The 17,667-nt window shown below is 35.0% G+C and carries 13 protein-coding genes and 1 pseudogene; 6 read left to right on the top strand and 8 right to left on the bottom strand.

Features of this window, described 5'->3' with window-relative positions:
- Positions 1 to 8 precede the first annotated feature (8 nt).
- From argH to BST92_RS01915, 3 genes and pseudogenes are all read left to right on the top strand, one after another.
- Positions 9 to 1,297: pseudogene (argH, locus tag BST92_RS01920) on the top strand (argininosuccinate lyase).
- 121 nt (positions 1,298 to 1,418) lie between these two features.
- On the top strand, positions 1,419 to 1,550 hold the full coding sequence (locus BST92_RS15335; protein ID WP_262496600.1) for a hypothetical protein: 132 nt from the start codon (positions 1,419 to 1,421) through the stop codon (positions 1,548 to 1,550).
- Between the two features lie 8 nt (positions 1,551 to 1,558).
- Positions 1,559 to 2,035 (top strand): ferritin-like domain-containing protein, encoded by a 477-nt coding sequence (locus tag BST92_RS01915; protein WP_105069935.1) that lies wholly within the window; start codon positions 1,559 to 1,561, stop codon positions 2,033 to 2,035.
- Between the two features lie 77 nt (positions 2,036 to 2,112).
- On the opposite strand, the gene BST92_RS01910 is transcribed toward BST92_RS01915, so the two are convergent.
- Complete coding sequence (locus BST92_RS01910; protein WP_105069934.1) at positions 2,113 to 3,825, bottom strand: FAD/NAD(P)-binding protein; 1,713 nt, start codon at positions 3,823 to 3,825, stop codon at positions 2,113 to 2,115.
- 175 nt (positions 3,826 to 4,000) lie between these two features.
- On the opposite strand from BST92_RS01910, the gene BST92_RS01905 reads away from it, so the two are divergent.
- Positions 4,001 to 4,417 (top strand): BLUF domain-containing protein, encoded by a 417-nt coding sequence (locus BST92_RS01905; RefSeq protein ID WP_105069933.1) that lies wholly within the window; start codon positions 4,001 to 4,003, stop codon positions 4,415 to 4,417.
- A gap of 54 nt (positions 4,418 to 4,471) precedes the next feature.
- On the opposite strand, the gene BST92_RS01900 is transcribed toward BST92_RS01905, so the two are convergent.
- Both BST92_RS01900 and BST92_RS01895 read right to left on the bottom strand, forming a co-directional pair.
- A complete protein-coding gene (locus tag BST92_RS01900; protein WP_105069932.1) occupies positions 4,472 to 5,290 on the bottom strand; it encodes a universal stress protein in 819 nt (272 codons plus the stop codon).
- 499 nt (positions 5,291 to 5,789) lie between these two features.
- Complete coding sequence (locus BST92_RS01895; RefSeq protein WP_245910840.1) at positions 5,790 to 6,857, bottom strand: formylglycine-generating enzyme family protein; 1,068 nt, start codon at positions 6,855 to 6,857, stop codon at positions 5,790 to 5,792.
- A 322-nt stretch (positions 6,858 to 7,179) separates the two neighbouring features.
- Between BST92_RS01895 and BST92_RS01890 the strand changes: the two genes are divergently transcribed.
- Together BST92_RS01890 and BST92_RS01885 are read left to right on the top strand one after the other, a co-directional pair.
- Positions 7,180 to 8,562 carry a DUF1800 domain-containing protein gene (locus tag BST92_RS01890; RefSeq protein ID WP_170061693.1) on the top strand — a complete coding sequence of 461 codons (1,383 nt, stop codon included), beginning with the start codon at positions 7,180 to 7,182 and terminating at the stop codon, positions 8,560 to 8,562.
- A gap of 2 nt (positions 8,563 to 8,564) precedes the next feature.
- Positions 8,565 to 9,755 carry a DUF1501 domain-containing protein gene (locus BST92_RS01885; RefSeq protein ID WP_105069929.1) on the top strand — a complete coding sequence of 397 codons (1,191 nt, stop codon included), beginning with the start codon at positions 8,565 to 8,567 and terminating at the stop codon, positions 9,753 to 9,755.
- 213 nt (positions 9,756 to 9,968) lie between these two features.
- Here BST92_RS01885 and BST92_RS01880 read toward each other — a convergent pair whose 3' ends face one another.
- From BST92_RS01880 to BST92_RS01860, 5 genes are all read right to left on the bottom strand, one after another.
- Positions 9,969 to 11,384 (bottom strand): purine-cytosine permease family protein, encoded by a 1,416-nt coding sequence (locus BST92_RS01880; protein WP_105069928.1) that lies wholly within the window; start codon positions 11,382 to 11,384, stop codon positions 9,969 to 9,971.
- Between the two features lie 17 nt (positions 11,385 to 11,401).
- Positions 11,402 to 12,550 (bottom strand): alpha-hydroxy acid oxidase, encoded by a 1,149-nt coding sequence (locus tag BST92_RS01875; RefSeq protein ID WP_105069927.1) that lies wholly within the window; start codon positions 12,548 to 12,550, stop codon positions 11,402 to 11,404.
- Between the two features lie 5 nt (positions 12,551 to 12,555).
- Complete coding sequence (locus BST92_RS01870; RefSeq protein WP_105069926.1) at positions 12,556 to 13,929, bottom strand: FGGY-family carbohydrate kinase; 1,374 nt, start codon at positions 13,927 to 13,929, stop codon at positions 12,556 to 12,558.
- 10 nt (positions 13,930 to 13,939) lie between these two features.
- Positions 13,940 to 15,220 (bottom strand): sugar isomerase, encoded by a 1,281-nt coding sequence (locus BST92_RS01865; protein ID WP_105069925.1) that lies wholly within the window; start codon positions 15,218 to 15,220, stop codon positions 13,940 to 13,942.
- Between the two features lie 190 nt (positions 15,221 to 15,410).
- Positions 15,411 to 17,516 (bottom strand): bifunctional aldolase/short-chain dehydrogenase, encoded by a 2,106-nt coding sequence (locus tag BST92_RS01860; protein WP_105069924.1) that lies wholly within the window; start codon positions 17,514 to 17,516, stop codon positions 15,411 to 15,413.
- Between the last annotated feature and the right edge of the window lie 151 nt (positions 17,517 to 17,667).

Genomic DNA, 17,667 nt, shown 5'->3' with positions numbered 1-17,667 from the left:
ATAGAATTATGAAACTTTGGGATAAAGGAATTGCAATAGATAAAAAATGGAACAATTTACAGTAGGTAACGATCGTGAGATCGATCTACATATTGCTCCTTATGATGTAATAGCTTCTCGTGCACATGCTAGAATGCTAGCAAAAATTAATATCATTTCTAGTGAAGAATTGAAACAATTAGAATCTGGATTGGACGCCATTGCTCTACAAATAGAAGAAGGTACTTTTATTATTGATGATCAATTTGAAGATGTGCATTCTAAAATAGAACACGAACTTACTGTACAATTAGGTGAAGTAGGGAAAAAGATTCACACCGCAAGATCTAGAAATGATCAAGTCCTTGTAGCATTACAATTGTATTACAAAGAGGCACTGGGGCAAACTAAAGCAAGTGTAAAAACATTGTTTGATACATTGTTAGATTTAGCCGAGACATATCAAAATAAATTGTTACCAGGTTACACCCATTTACAAGTGGCGATGCCGTCATCCTTTGGTTTGTGGTTCTCTTCTTATGCAGAGTTGCTGGTAGATGACGTGTATATTCTAGACGCTACGATGCGTATAGTAGATCAAAATCCGTTGGGAAGTGCTGCAGGTTATGGGAGCTCTTTTCCTATAGATAGAGAATTTACTACTCAAGAAATGGGTTTTGCAGCGTTAAAGTATAATGTAGTAGCTGCACAACTCACTAGAGGTAAAAATGAGCGAAGCATTGCTGCTGCTTTATCAAATGTGGCTAATACACTTTCCAGATTTGCTATGGACATATGTTTGTACATGAGTCAAAATTTTGGGTTTATAAGTTTCCCTGATGAGTTAACCACAGGTAGTAGCATCATGCCACATAAAAAGAATCCAGATGTCTTTGAATTGATACGTGGTAAGTGCAATAAAATACAAGCCTTACAAACTGAAATGTTATTGATAACAAATAATTTACCTAGTGGTTATCACAGAGATTTTCAATTGCTCAAAGAGAATGTGATCGCTTCTTTTATAGAATTAAACGACATCCTAGAAATCTTTAATTATTCAATAAAGAAAATTATAGTGAAGGAAATCGACCTTAATGATGAGAAATATCAATATCTATTTACTGTAGATAACATCAATAACCTTGTGGTAGATGGAGCTTCTTTTAGAGAAGCATATAAAACAATAGGCGAGCAGGTGGAGAATAGTTCTTATGTTCCAGATACATCAAAGCATCATACACATATAGGTAGTATTCATAATTTAGGATTGGGTAAAATCAGAAATAAATTTCCAAAGTCAATTAAGTTGTGTTAATTTAATTAATAAAATTTATTGTAATGAATGCTTTTTTGTGAATATGTTGTGTTTTTATCGTTAAATAGTGCTAAAATCGTTTATTTCATGAAGATTCCTCAATATCTTTAAAATAAAAACTATGAAAAAGTTCTTTAAAGTATTGACCGTGGCGCAACTCGCTTTTCAAGCTTATAATTACTATATGGAACATAAGCGCAATAAAGAGGTCAAGGAGATGAAACGCCAATTAAATGAATCACTAACTAAATAATAAACACTATGGAAACTACAAGAGAAGAAGCTAATAGAAAGTCACATGATGCTACCGTAAATGCTCTAAATGCATTGCTTGAAAAAAATTATGATGCAGAGAAAGGTTATAAAAACGCACTAACTGATGTGGATAATAGCAGGCTTAAAACATATTTTAAAAACCAAGCTGCTCAAAGAAGTCAATATGCTAATGAATTAGATGCATCGTTAAGAATGTTAAACGCTACACCGGTAGAAAAAGGTAGCACTACTGCGGCAGCACATCGTACATGGATGGACTTTAAAACTGCATTTACAGGTAAAAATGAAGAAGCTATTTTAGAAGAGTGTATACGTGGTGACAAGGCTGCTGTTAATGAGTATAAAGATGTTTTAGAAAATCAAGACTATTTACATGAATACAAAGATGTTGTAAGAAATCAACTTAATGGAATTGAGAATACCCTTAATACCATTCAAAAATTAGAAGATATTGTGGATTAATATTTTTTATAATTGATTAATAAAGAAAAAGCCAGTAATCACATTACTGGCTTTTTTCATTTATCTCACAGTGGTGACTATTGCATTAAATAATCCTTCACATATTGATCAGCCCATGCCATAATTTTAGGGCTAAAACATTCTAGTATCGCATCAACACCATAAACAGATCCTTTTGCATTTCTACCTAAAATAGATAAGTTTAAAGTCGATTCTGTTTCAGTAAGTACTCGTCCGTGCTCATTAGTTTTAACACCTAATTCATCATGAAATGGCTCTAAATAATTTGTATTGAACATACCGTTAATTAAAGAATCATTGATGTTCTTTAAATTAGGACTCGCTAGTACACCGTTGACCATAGCATGGGCCTTTTTTTCAGTGGATTGTTTTTTTAAAGCCCATCCATTGTTGTTTTCTATAATTGTAGGGTTATTTGCTATACTAAAGTCTAATATTCCACAATCTGATAATGCAATTAATTGTAAAACACGTTTTACAGGTGGACCATAAGAATAGCGTTTTGTAAACTCATCTACTTTAATAAATTGACTTTGTATTTCTGGAGACAGATTACTATGCGTAAAGATAGGATAGAGTTCTGGTTGCAAGTGTCTCCATACTTGTCCTATAGTATAATCTAGTGTGAACGGTCTAGCACCATATGCCATTAAACAAGCTTCTTTTAAATAATCAGCAGTTTTTAAATTAGTATCCAGCCATAAAGAACTATTGGTTTTTTTATCCATTAACCAATTTGTAATTAGAGAACTAATATCATCACTTTCTACATCGTCATTGAAGCGGTTATATACAGTTTCAATCACGTCTACAATGGGTTTTAAAATATCTTCAATTTTTGTGAATTGTGAATGATCAATTAATTGGTGTAGCTTTTCTTTTAATCGATCTCTATCTGGTTTTGATACATTAAATTGTTGATCTACCGTTTTGCCTAGTGGTTTAGGCATTACAGGAAGACCGTCCAGAGAGAATGGATATAGTTTTAAATTCACCTTTGTGTCATACTGAAATTTCAGAAAAGGACCTGAACCTTCCATTTTAAATTCACCTTCAATTTGTTCTATGCATAGATGTACCACATCAATCATACTTAATCCCATACCTTTAATGGCAACGCTGTGCAGCTGTTTATATAATGTATAGGCTTGTTGCGTGTATGGGTTGTGGATATAAAAGATCCCTTCATTGTCTGTAGCATGTTGATTGAATTCTTGATCTTGTACAGACCATTTTTCAGGTAAATGCCCAGTGGTTAATAAGCCGTGCTGGGCTATAATATCAGGATGCTTATTGTCTTCAAAACTTATTTCGGCAATTTGGTTATTAAGAATTAAGCCAGTAGCTCTAGCGTTAATCAGATTTACTATGCCTAGTTTGATTAAAGGTTCAACTATTGACTTTGCGCGTTGATGTAGATAGTGGCCCATCACATTCCGGTTAAAATAAGTATCTATTTTTTCATCTATTTGGTGATTTTTATAATCACGTACCCAATCAATAAATGATGGAAAAGCAGCTATATGCAATTCATCTCTATCGATCGTTTCACGTTTAGTAAGCCCTACTAGATCCCTATCAGAGATGTTAATGGCATTAGCATTTGGTTGTTGTGTGTTCCAGGCACTACCTGTTCCTATTTCTTCTTGAGACTCAATAAGTGCTATCACTGGGATAGTGGTATTACGCTTTCGCGAAAGTGTAATAAATAAACACTCGAGAGCATTAAGACCTCTAGGTCCCAAACCTATTATTGCTAGTGAATACATAGTTTAATTTTGAAGTCACAAGATAGAATTTCAAAAATGGGAATAGCCTAAGGTTTGATTAATTCTTTAAAAAATTACTATGGAGTAGAATTATTAAATATTTAATTTTTGTCTAAAAAATTAAATATTTATTATTTTTATTGCTGCCTAATTTAGACTTACTAATAATTGTCGTATGGAAAATAGTAATCATACCATTTGTTACTTTAGTGATGAGACGGTCACATTAGATGATGCGGCAATGACCTCACTTTTTGAAAAGAGTAGTACCTTTAATAATGAGAACAATATATATGGTATATTTCTACACATCGCAGGTAAATATTTACAGATTCTAGAAGGTCATAAAGAGGTTATAGATCCATTATACGCTAGAATAAGAGAGGATGATAGGCATAACAATATTTACGAGGTTTTTAATAAAAGAACGGAGCATCTCATCTTTAAAGAGTATAATAGTAAATTCAGTATTGTTAAATCTGCAGGTGATCTAGCAGATATTAATAAATATCTAGAATCAAATAGATATGATAGTAGATGTGATAAACTGGCTAGATTGCTAACACCTTTTTTAATGTTTAGCGATATTTAAAATGGCTATTAAATTTAAAACTAATAGCCATTGTATTGATAAAATATGAGTAATCTAGATTTTAAAACTCATGACAGGTAATTTTGAATGATTTGCGACATCTTCTGATATACTACCTTTAAAGAAATGTGATATTCCTTTTCTAGCATTTGTGCTTACCGCGACGCAATCTGCTTGTGCATCTTGTGCATATTCAAAGAGACCATCTTCAACGGTGTAACCGGCAATAAATTCGACTTCACTAGTACCGCCAGCCTTCTTAAATTCTCGAGTTAATTCTTTAAACTCTTGTGTACTAATAAAATTATGATGTGGTCTGTTCACAAATACCAACTGTATGGAGCTACCCATAGAAGAAAAAATACTCTTTGCTTTTTTATAAGCAGCAACACTTTTAGTACTCAAATCAGTGGCTAGAATTACGTTTTTAAGGTCAAAGTTTTTAGGGTCAGATTTAATAGTTAATACTGGTGTTTTGCTATTTCTTACCATTTTTTCTGCGTTAGAACCGGCAAAAATTCCTTCATGTGCCATTAATCCATGTGAGCCCATAATAATGAGGTCTGCGTTTACTTTTTCCGCTAGTGCATCAACTTCTTTATAAACCTTATGGTGTTTAATTAACGCCTCAACTTTAACTCCTTCTAGAAAACCTTTGTCTAGAAAAGGCTCGAATTTCTTTTGTGTTAACGCCAGCAAAAACATCATCTCATTTTTATTTTCATTTGCTGATTGTGATATCAAAGAATCAGACAACTCTAACATGTGTAATACATGTAAGGTAGCGTCATGTTTTTTGGCAAGGATAGCACCGGTCTTCAATGCATACTCTGAATGTATTGAGAAATCTACTGGTATAATGATATTTTTCATGAGAATAAGTTTTTATAAAGTTACCGGTTTCTGAGTTACAACATTGATTTTTACAACTGACTTTTATCATGCTTTTTAGGTTTAAAATGGCGTAATATTTAAATAATATCTACCGCAAATACTACCGTTAATGAATAGCAAACAGCATTAAATAGTACTTATAGTGAACTAGGACAACCTTTTAATATAGATAGTCCAGTTGTAGAAGGGACCTATAGTTCTTATGTGCATAATGCTTCTTGGATACTTATCTTTTGGTGAGACTTTAGTAGAAGAGCATCAAAACAGTTACAACGTACCGTATAAATTTAATGGCAAGGAACTGGATGGTGAGATTGGGAATTATTATTACATTATAAGTTAATTTAAAATTTAGTATCAACAATTGAATATTATTGTCAACTAAAAATACAAAAGCTTCTTAATCAATTGATAAAGAGGCTAATTGTGTAGTCGGAAAAAAGTAGTTCGAACTTTTTAGTTGAAGATATTGAGCTAATTACTTTAGCAGATCAACCGTTGCAATAGTCCTAAAACCTAGATGATCACTTCCAGAATCTTTACTAGTACTCATTCTAGCGCTGATACGATAACTCGCACAATAGCTTGCATGACATAAAAAAGAGCCACCTTTCATAATCATCTCAATTTGATATGGACTTTGAGGATTAAAATATGTAGACGCACCTGTAGGGTTTATGATAGGTTTAGTCGTATCGAGCTGTTTATAATGATTATGATTATACAAGTCTGCTGTCCATTCCCACACGTTACCAGCCATTTCATAAAACCCCAAATCATTAGGAGGAAATGACTTTACCGGTGCTATATATGTAAAACCATCTACACCTGTGTTTTGAGTAGGGAAAGTTCCTTCCCAAGTATTAGATTGAGCGCTAAGTTGTGAGGCGTCATTTCCCCATGTGAAGATGTTATCTGTTTTATTTCCCTGTGCAGCACTTTCCCATTGTGCCTCAGTAGGAAGTTTGCGATTTGCCCATTTGCAGTAGGCAACAGCATCTTGATAAGCAATATGTACCACTGGATAATCCTCTTTTCCTTTTATAGAACTACCTGGACCATAAGGTTGTCTCCAGTTAGCACCTATTTTCCATGTCCACCATTGACTATAGTTGTTCATGTTTACTACAGCCTTTACGTTCTTATTAAATACTAGTGAGCCCGGCTGTAAGACAGAATCTGGTGGTTTAGGTGTGCCTGCTGGTAAATCTTTTTTCATTTCTTCCCAATCTATAGGTCTTTCAGCTACGGTTACATAATTAGTGGCCTCTACAAATTTTTTAAATTGCGCATTGGTCACTTCTGTTGCATCCATAAAAAATCCATCTACCAGAACTTTGTGACCAGGTTTTTCACGAGGCATTGCCATAGGGTCATTAGTTTTTGCGCCTTGGACAAACGCTTTTCCTGGAACCCATATCATTCCTTCTGGTGTTGTAATACCTTCTGGTGGAGTTAAGAGAAGCCCTATATTTTCTGTGGGACTAGTGTTTTCTGGTGTATTATCCTTGTGGCTCGTTTTTGAATTACAAGAATTTAGTAACATAGTGCATATAATTACGGCACTTATATTTATGGTTTTAAATATCATTTTGTAAAGCAATGTTTTTTTTCAAATACATCCTAGCAAGATAGTTATTAATAGAATAATTATAAAAAATGAAGCGCTCTAGATTCTATAATATTAGTAATTTAAACAAGTGCCATTTATTCTAGCATTTCTCTTATTGTCCTGATCAGTATTAATTCCATTTCTACAACTGGTGATGCCTTTTTAGTTAATTGGTTTACAGAGATTATATTTTTTGAGTGTGATGTTTTAAACTTAAAGAATATTAATAAGTCTTAATTGTGTTACTTTTAAAACTGTGGAAATAAGCGATTTAAAACATTTGTACTGGCGACTGGGTTTTGGTGTCAGTCCAGCTCAACTTGAGGAGTATCAACAACTGTCTCGCGAGAAAGTGGTTGATCTCGCTTTTGCTAAAGCGCAATCTCTACAGTCTTTATCTATAGATTTATCACCATTTGAGGTCTTGAGAGAAAAAGGTGCTAGAAAAAAAATGACCACTGATACCTTTAGGAGTTTGAGGCAAAAAGGGAGACAGATGACACGCGACCTTAATCATATGTGGTTACAGCAATTGTCTTTACCAGAGGCTGGATTACGTGAAAAAATGACACTTTTCTGGACAAATGTTTTTGTATGTCGGGATAATATGGTGTGGAATACGCTATGGTATCACAACATGTTGCGCGAGCATGCTTTGGGTAATTTAAGAGACTTTTTAAAAGCCATGTCGCGACAGCCAGCCATGCTCAATTATCTAAATAGCAATAAGAATGTAAAAAACAGCCCTAATGAAAATTTTGTGCGCGAACTAATGGAGCTGTTTACACTAGGAATAGGTAATTATACAGAAACAGATGTTCAAGAAGGCGCACGAGCATTTACCGGTTGGTCTTCAAATAGGCAAGCTCAATTTATAATACGCGATCGACAACATGATGGTGGAGTAAAAACCTTTTTAGGTAAAACAGGCAATTGGAATGGCGATGATATCATTGATATAATTCTAGAGCAAAAAGCTTGTGCTAGATTTATTTGTAAGAAGATCTATAGGTACTTTGTGAATCCACAAGTGGATGAGGTACGGCTTCAAGAGATTACAGATCTTTTTTATGCAAATTATGATATCGAGAAATTGATGCGCTATATTTTTAGTTCAGATTGGTTTTATGAAGCGCAACATAAAGGCGTTAAAATTAAATCACCTGTAGAATTACTAGCAGGTATTCAAAAAGTGGTACCTACTGCATTTAATAAAGAAAAGCAGTTGTTCTATTTACAGAAAATGATGGGACAAGTATTATTTTATCCACCTAATGTTGCAGGCTGGAAGGGCGATCGCAGCTGGATAGATGCAAATACGCTGGTTTTACGTATGAATCTGGCGAGTGCGATGCTTAATAATATGCAAATAGAATTCCAAGAGCAAGCAGCCTTTGAAGATAGTTTTGAAGATTTTTATAAGGTAAAGAAAAAACGTAAAACCCATCTTAAAGTTACCGTAGACTGGGAACTTTTTGAAAAGAACTATAGAAATCAAACAGTACAAGAATTAAAAGACATCCTTCTAGCCACAACTCTAGATGTGGATACCGCTAGGTTTATAGATGACTTACCGGCGACAGATAAACGCATTCGCTGTGTTCAATTAATGAGTTTACCAGAATATCAAATGTGTTAATTATGCAACGTAGAGACTTTTTAAAGCGCAGTGCGCTAGCCAGCAGTGCCATTATGATTCCTAGTTTTATGCGCGCGTTTGAAAATACGCCAGCTCATATTTCTGGTTTTAAAAAACTAGTAGTGATACAACTTTCTGGCGGTAACGATGGATTGAATACGATTGTTCCTTATCGCAATGATATTTATTATAGCATTAGACCACAAATCGCTATTCCTAAAAATAAGATTCTTAAAGCTACAGATGATTTAGGTTTTAATGAACATCTCGCACCGTTAAAAGAACTTTATGATAAAGGCTATTTGAGTATCATTAATAATGTAGGTTATCCTAATCCTAATCGATCGCATTTCCGTTCTACAGATATATGGCATACCGCTAGTGATGCGACACAGTATCTAGAAAGTGGCTGGCTGGGTAGATATATAGAAAAAGTAGGTACGCATTCGCATTTAGGAATAGAAGTGGATGAGAGCTTATCGATGATTTTAAAAGGTGAAAATCGTAACGGTATTGCCACACAAAATGCGGCACTGTTTCGTCGTAATATGGAACAACCATTTTTTGATGAAGTACTACATCAACAAACAGATTCTCACCTAAGTGAACACAATTTAGGATATCTCTATAAAACCATGCTAGCTGCAAAAAGTAGCGCTAGATATTTGCATGAGAAAACACGCATTTATGAGAGTAAACAAGAGTATCCTAGCAATCCATTTGCAAAACAATTGAAAACCACAGCACAATTTATTAATTCAGGAGTAGAAACACAGGTGTATTACGTTTCTATGGGTGGTTTTGACACACACGTGAATCAGCAAAACAGTCAGGGGAAATTGCTCAAAACCTACAGCGATGCGATGTCTAGCTTTATAAAAGATTTAGAAAAAAACGATACCTTTAAAGACACGCTGGTGATGACATTTTCAGAATTTGGTCGTCGTGTGGCACAAAATGCTTCTAATGGAACTGATCATGGTACGGCAAATCAAGTTTACATTATAGGTAAAAATTTAAAAAATGCTGGTTTTTATAATCCAGCGGCAAACCTGTCTCAACTAGATGATAATGGAGATTTGAAATTTGAAATTGATTTCCGTACCGTATATGCTACCATTCTAGATCGATGGATGGACATTGATGATGCAACGGTACTGAATAAAGAGTTCAGTAAATTAGATTTTGTATAAGTGTGATCGCTTTGAATGACGCTTTCGCGAAAGCGAACTCCTAACAACTCTTAAATAACTAAATAGCACCTGATCAAATACATCAAAAAAATGTAAATGCAGTAGTGCTGAGATAACGAGTGATTGAAAAACAAAAAACCTCTACAAATAGGATATATTTTTAGAGGTTTTTTAATCTAATTCTATAGAGTTAATCAGTTCAATACGCTTATTTTATGAACCTTTTTTTTGTATCATCTTACTAAAGGCTAAGAATAAGACACCACTTAACAACCACGCTGGAAGCGTTACAAACGAAAGGAATACATCAAATTGTACTGAGATGAAATAAAATAAACCAAAGCTGATTGCCCATGCAAATAGTACTGCATTATTCACTTTAATACCAGCAATTTCTGCATAGTTTTTTGTGATGCCTAACTTCTCTGCAAAGAAATGCTCAAATACAATTACAGCACCTACTGGTGCTAGAATAAAGCCATAAAGTGCTACAAAACCTAATAATTTCATAGCAAATGCTGGAAATAAACCAGCGATGGTAGCAATGGTCCCTGCGATAATAGTCACCCAGAATGTAGAAGCTTTTGGTATTATGGCTTGAAACGCTAGTCCTGCTCTATAGATAGTAGGGTTTGCAGTAGTCCATCCTGCCAGAACAACCGCTATTATCCCAAAAACACCTATGGCATTATGTGCTAATGGACCTGGTGCAACTGGTGGTGCTTCTCCATTATTTAAGAAGCTTAAGGCTTCTGGAGTTTTCAAATAGACCGCATAAAGAAGTGCTGCTGCAATCCATGCCATGTAGTGTCCTACATACATTCCTGCTGCAGTGGTCCATCCTGAACTCGCTTTCTTTGCAAAACGGAATACAGATAAATCAGACATTCCTACATGCATAGCACCATTTGCAAACCATGACCAGATCACGACATGCCAAAACGTAAATTTAATCTGACCAGGAAATGGCTCAGATCCTTCTCCCCAAATATTCCAGAAATCTGAAAAGCTGGTAACTTCTAATTGTGTTAATGCAACTACTCCACATGCAACAAAGGCTAGAACAATAACAGGAGACATCCAGTTTGCGGCTTTAGAAACCGTATCATAACCCTTTGATGCGATTAAAGAAATCACAGCGCCTATGGCAATTACAATGATGATCCATGTAATACCATTAGGCATGGTGTCAGAAAGTTTAGGCATTTCCATATCAAATGGAATACCTACTGCAGTTGCAGATACTGTAATCATGGATCCTGCGAGAAAGCAGAATAAAATACCATTTGCAAGGTTATAAGCGGTTACTAATTTTTTACCACATATCTTTTCTAACTGAAAGTAGAGTGTCAATCTGTTTTTAACTGCGATTTCTGCAGTTAAAAATCGCCAGCTTAAAACGGCTAATAAATTTCCAAATAGCAAACCTACAATTAGATCAAAGGCGCTCACACCAGCCGTAAGAAATAGCGGTCCTATCATAAACTCAGTCCCTGCGGCATGTTCACCGGCATACATTCCTAGAAAACTTTTCCATCCTTTTAATTTGGATTGTGGGACAGGTTCTCTTTCAAACTCGCCGCCGGCCATTTCTTCTATTTGATCTGATTCTATGTTTACTTGACTCATTGTAGATTAGTATTAGTTTATTTAATCAGGTGATTAGGAAAATCCTCTACGCGCTCGCAGCATATTTGTTCCATCACCTGTTGTAATTCTGTTTTTAATAAGGATATGGTATGATCACCGCCTTTATTTCCTAAAGCAGCAACTCCATACATAAAAGAACGTCCCATAAATGTGAACTTTGCACCTGAAGCTAGGGCTCTTGCTACATCAGGTCCAGATCGTATACCGCTATCCATCATGACTTCTATTTGATCACTATATTTTGCAGCAATAGAAGTAAGTGGCTTAATAGAAGATTCTCCAGCATCTAGTTGTCGTCCTCCATGGTTAGATACTATAATACCATCTAGACCTAATTTAATGGCTTGTTCTGCATCTTCATGAGAGGCAACACCTTTTAATACAATCTTACCTTTCCACATATCACGGATAGGTTTGATCTTTTCCTCATTTAATCGACCAGAAAAAGTCTGATCCATAAATTTGCCTAATTGCTTAAGATCTAAGTTTTTAGGCATGTAAGGTAATAAGTTTGCAAAACTAGGGATACCATGTTTAAGTGTCTCTATACTCCATTGTGGCCTGCCAAAAGCTTGTAAAATGTTACTCAAGTTCATTTTAGGCGGCATAGCAAGTCCGTTTCTAATGTCTCTAGGTCTAAATCCGAAGCTAGGTACATCACAAAGAATAACTAGAACGGGACATTCTGCAGCTTCGGCTCTTTTTATAATATCATCTCTTAATCGATCTTCTGTAGGATGATAGAGTTGGAACCATGCTTTTCCTTCAGTAAGTTCTGCAGCTCTTTCTATGCTGGTAGTGGTAACGGTACTGAGGATAAAGGGAATGTTGTGATCAAAGGCGGCTTTAGCTAGAATTTCAGGTGAATTAGGCCACATTAATCCTTGTAATCCTATAGGTGATATCCCAAATGGTGCATCGTATTCAATACCAAATAACTTAGTTTTTGTAGATGAACCGCCGTGATTTCTTAAATAGTTAGGCTTTAATTGTACTTCTCTTAATTCTGAGGTATTCCTATGTAAATTAACATCTTCATTACAACCACCATCTAGGTATTCAAAAGCAAACTTAGGAATCTTCTTTCTTGCTTTGTTCCTTAAATCTGCAATGGACGGATACTTAGTATTTATATTTAAAGCCATGAGTGCTATTTAATAATGAAGGGTACGTGTTTTTTAAGAGAGTAGTTCTTTTTCAAAAACTTAGAATTCAATTTTCTATCAGAAATAGCAACCGCAGCACCTAGTGCTGATCCTAAAGAAGCTTTAGTAGTGCGCAATTTCATGTCTCTAAGATAGTGTGATAATAGTTTGATATATAGATCGTTGTCTGAGAATCCACCATCCACATATAGTCGGTCTATTTCTTGATCTTGAGAGATTCTCTTAATGTTTTCTACTTGTATAGAGACTAATTCAATCATCATATGATGATATGCTTGTTCAAATTTATCATAATGATAAAATGTTGTTTCAGGCATGTCTTTATGGGAAAAGGACTTCCAGGCAAAACTATGTTTGAACTCTTTAGAAATTTCAGCATAAAGTTGATGGTCAAATTGTACCGTTTTATGATAGTCCTTTTCAACATTAAAACATTCTGAAAGTTCTTTTACCTGTAAATTGTATTCGTTACCTAAGAATAAGCGAGATGATTTAACGGCCTTTCCATTAATTCTCATGTAGTTGATACAATTGTTTTTTGTCTCATCCTCATTGAGTAGTGTTTTAGAAAATGGATTTAATGAAATAGACCATGTACCTGTGGATACTAGAATGAACGGTTTTTTTACACTTCTAATATATGGTAGTAGGGCAGAGGAGCTATCATGAATTCCTACACCTATTTTTATGCGTGTACCATTGTAATTCATGTTGATACTGGTTTCTGTAGAAACTATAGGTGGTAATATTTTATGAATATTTTCTTCATAAACCCAGTTATGATAATCTTTAGTCTGATAATTCCACAAAGATGTATGACAACCTATACTGGTATATTCACTTAAGGGAATTCCAGTAAAAATATAACTGAGATATTGAGGTAAATGCAGTGAATATTTTATTTTTTTAAATACCTCTGGTTTTTTATGTTTTAACCAGTAAAGTTGCATACCAGAATTAAGCAATCCTGAGCGTGGAGAACCTGTTGTAGTAGCAAAGGCTAATTCGGGACCGTATTTTTGAAAAAATTCTTCTTCAACTTGTTCGTCTATTTCTTTTGTATAGTTATAAAGTGGTGTGAGTACCTCACCATTTTCATCTAGATGTACAAAGCTGGCACCATAAGTTGAAAAGTTGATGGCTTTAACAGTATATTCTTCATTTTCTAAAATACGATGGAATAGATCTTTCAACCATCTTTGTAACGCTGCGAGATCTTCCGTTGGGTGTCCATCTTCATCTTCAATAGGTTCAAAACGAGAATACTCTCGATGAACTTCTTTAAAGTCATTGTCAAATAGAAAGAATTTTTTATTGGTTTTACCTATGTCAAATACAGCAGTTACTTTTTGCTTCATGGTTAGCGATTTAAAGTCCTGTTGCTATGGTGTTCTTACCTCTTTCTTTAATTAATTGATCTCTTACAGATAATAATCGATAACTATTAATAGGGTTGATGGCTCCACCAGTTTGTAGTCGTGCTGCAGCAAGCAATGGTCTAACGTCAGTTCTATAAGCTTCTTGTAAAAGTTCCTGACATTTAACTACATCATTGTCCATTTGAGCTGCTTTTAATGCAACCTGATCTACTAACATCGCTTTTGCATAAGCTTCTTGAATAGCTTCTAGGGATTGTATCAGGTCTTCTAATGGGTCTTTAATGTTATGGCTGGCATCTATCATCCAGGCTAAATCTGGATTTTGAGGATTGTTTTCTATACCGTAAACTAATTCATTAAAAATTAAGAATAACGCATATGGTTTGATACTTCCTACGGTAAGATCATCGTCTCCATATTTACTGTCATTAAAGTGAAAACCTCCTAGTTTTCCTTTTAATTGAAGGATGGCTACTATTTGCTCGATATTAGTATTAGGTAAATGATGTCCTAAATCTACTAAGGTATAAGCCTTATCACCGCAGCCGTTTGCTAGCATTAACGATGCTCCCCAATCCTGAATAACAGTACTATAAAAATTAGGTTCATAAGGTTTGTATTCTACTAAAAGTTTCCAATCCTGTGGTAAACCTTGATAAATCTCTATTAAACTATCTTGAGTGTTTTGAAATGCGGTCTGGAAATTGTTTTGACCAGGGAAACTTGAGCCATCTGCTAGCCATACTGTAAGTGCTTTAGAACCTAGTTTATTACCTATATCAATAACATCTAAATTATGTTGGATTGCCTGATCTCTTACGGCTTTACTGGTGTTACTTAATGAGCCAAATTTGTAGCTCTCTTTTGCATTTGTTTGATCCTGGAATGTATTTGAGTTAACAGCATCAAATTTAATATCTAACTGATCGGCTTTTTCTTTTATCGCCTTATAGTCTGATGGAATGTCCCATGGAATATGTAATGAAACAGCTCCAGCGGTTTGGGTTAAACTATGCAGTATTCCTATATCATCAATTTTCTGTTCAAGTGTTGAAGGTTCACCATAGAAGGAAAAACGACCAAAACGGGTTCCTCCAGCTCCTAGTGCCCAACTAGGGATAGCTACTTGAAAGTCTGATAATTGCTTTAAAATGTGGTCTACATTGTGACCATTTTTTGTTAAACTGTCAGCAAGATAGTTATAGCTGTTATGATGAGCGTCAAGATGTTTTTTATTTTCGTCTTGAATTTGTTGCTTAGTTACGTTCATTAAATTGGTGTTTTAAATGAAAAACTTCCATAAGTTCAAATGTTACTTTATGGAAGAATTCCTGTGTAATAATAGTAGATCAATATGTTGTGCAGCACGCTTTCGCGAAAGCGGAATAATCATCCAACTTTAATACTACCACAGCCTTTACTACCATCAATCTTATGATTATAATTTACTGAAGTTTAGATTATCTCACAAAGGCATTTGCCATACCACCATCTACGTTGATAATATTACCTGTAGATTTATCTAAGATTCCCACTAATGAGAATACACCGTTTGCGATATCTTCAGGTCTGATGATCTCGTTCAATAGGTTACGTTTTGCATAGAATGCTGGTAACTCTTTAACGGTAATACCGTTTGCTTTTGCACGACCTTCTGCCCAGGCACCTTCCCAGATTTTACTCCCTACGATGACTCCATCTGGATTTACAGTGTTTACTCTTATTTTATCTTTACCTAGTTCTGCCGCAAGTAAACGTACCATATGTTGTTGAGCTGCTTTTGCAGTTCCATAAGCTACATTATTAGGTCCTGCAACCAGACCATTTTTACTAGCGATAGAAATATAATCTCCACCTAGTCCTTGTTTACGCATAATTTCTACAGACTGTTGAGCGAGCTCAAATTGTCCTTTTACAAGGATATTTTGTAAAATATTCCAATCCTTTTCTGTAGTATCTTCTAGCGCTTTAGATATGGCTAATCCTGCACTGTGAACAATAATATCCACACCACCAAACTCTAGACATGCCTTCTTATATGCTGATGAGATAGAGTCAGCATTAGTTACATCACATACTGCATATGTTGATACATCTCTTTTGTAAGTTGCGTTTGCAGTAACAAGACTTTCTTCATTGATGTCTGTTAGAACCACGTTTGCACCTTCTGCGGCTAGTTTATCTGCAATGGCTTTTCCTATTCCACCACCGGCACCTGTAATTAAGGCTACTTTTCTGGATAGTGGTAATTCTTTAGGCATTCTTTGAAGTTTTGCCTCTTCTAATAGCCAGTATTCAATATCAAATGCCTCCTGACGTGGTAATGAAGTGTATTCTGTAATAGCTTCTGCGCCGCGCATCACGTTTATAGCGTTGATGTAAAACTCGTTTGCTACTCTGGTAGTTTGTTTATTTTTAGCAAAACTAAACATTCCTACACCTGGGTAAATGATAATCACAGGATTAGCATCTCTTATCGCAGGACTGTTGTCTCGTTTACAGTTATTATAATAATCTACGTATTCCTGACGGTAAGCTTCAAATGCTGGTTCTAGTTTAGCTCTTACTGCATCAGTGTCAGAGAGATCTTCATTTTTATCTAGTGATAGTACTAAAGGTTGAATTTTAGTTCTTAAGAAGTGATCTGGACAAGAAGTTCCCATAGGGGCAAGCCTTTCAAGATTATTACTATTAATGTACTCCATCACGACATCAGTATCTGAGAAGTGACCTATCATTCTATTTTCTGAGGAACAAAGACCTCTAAGAAGTGGCATTAATTGAGCGGCTTTTTCCTTGCGTTGTGCTGCTGGTAAGCTTTCAACTTTTTGACCACCAAAAACTTCACCGTTTTCTTTTATTTTTTTCTCAATATATTCTGAAGCCATTTCTATAACTTCGAGACTATTCATATAGGATTCATAAGAAGTGTCACCCCATGTAAATAAACCGTGGCTTCCTAACACGATACCTCTTATTCCTGGATTGTCTGCTAGACATTTTTCTAATTGTAGGCCTAAGTCAAAACCTGGTTTTTGCCATGGAACCCAGCCCATAGTATCTCCCCAAATTTCTTTAGTGACCTTCTCACTATCTTTTGCGGCTGCCACAGCAATAAGCGCATCTGGATGTAAGTGATCAATATGCGCAAAAGGTAACAAGCCGTGTAAAGGTGTGTCAATTGAAGGTGCTTTACTATCTAAATCATAAATACAATGGTTAAATAAACCTACCATTCTATCCTCATCATGTAAGCCTTGATATACTTTTTTTAAATCTCGCAACCTACTTGTGTATAATCCAGCTATACCGGCTCTAGTTAAGGTTCCTATATCTCCACCAGAACCCTTTACCCACATGACTTCAACATCTTCATTAGTCAACGGGTCTTTTTCTATAGTTTTACAACTGGTATTTCCACCACCATAGTTAGTGATTCTTAAATCTGCTCCTAAAATATTTGAACGATACAAGAATAAAGCTACCTGATCATCACCAAGTGAATCTGCTTTTTCTTGATCCCATAAATAGTCTACGTACTTGAAAGTTTTTGTGCTAGTTGCCATAAAAGAAATAAATATTTTACACGAATTTAAATGAAGAAGACCTTATTGCTATCCTGTGCTATATGGTCATGGTGTACTTTTTATTTAATTAGCATTTTTAAGAGTTTTTCATTTTATTAGATCAATTTATAAATATTATTGTAATCTAAGT

The sequence above is a fragment of the Nonlabens arenilitoris genome (assembly GCF_002954765.1).
Taxonomy (GTDB): domain Bacteria; phylum Bacteroidota; class Bacteroidia; order Flavobacteriales; family Flavobacteriaceae; genus Nonlabens; species Nonlabens arenilitoris.
This window is presented reverse-complemented; position numbering and strand designations above follow the sequence as displayed.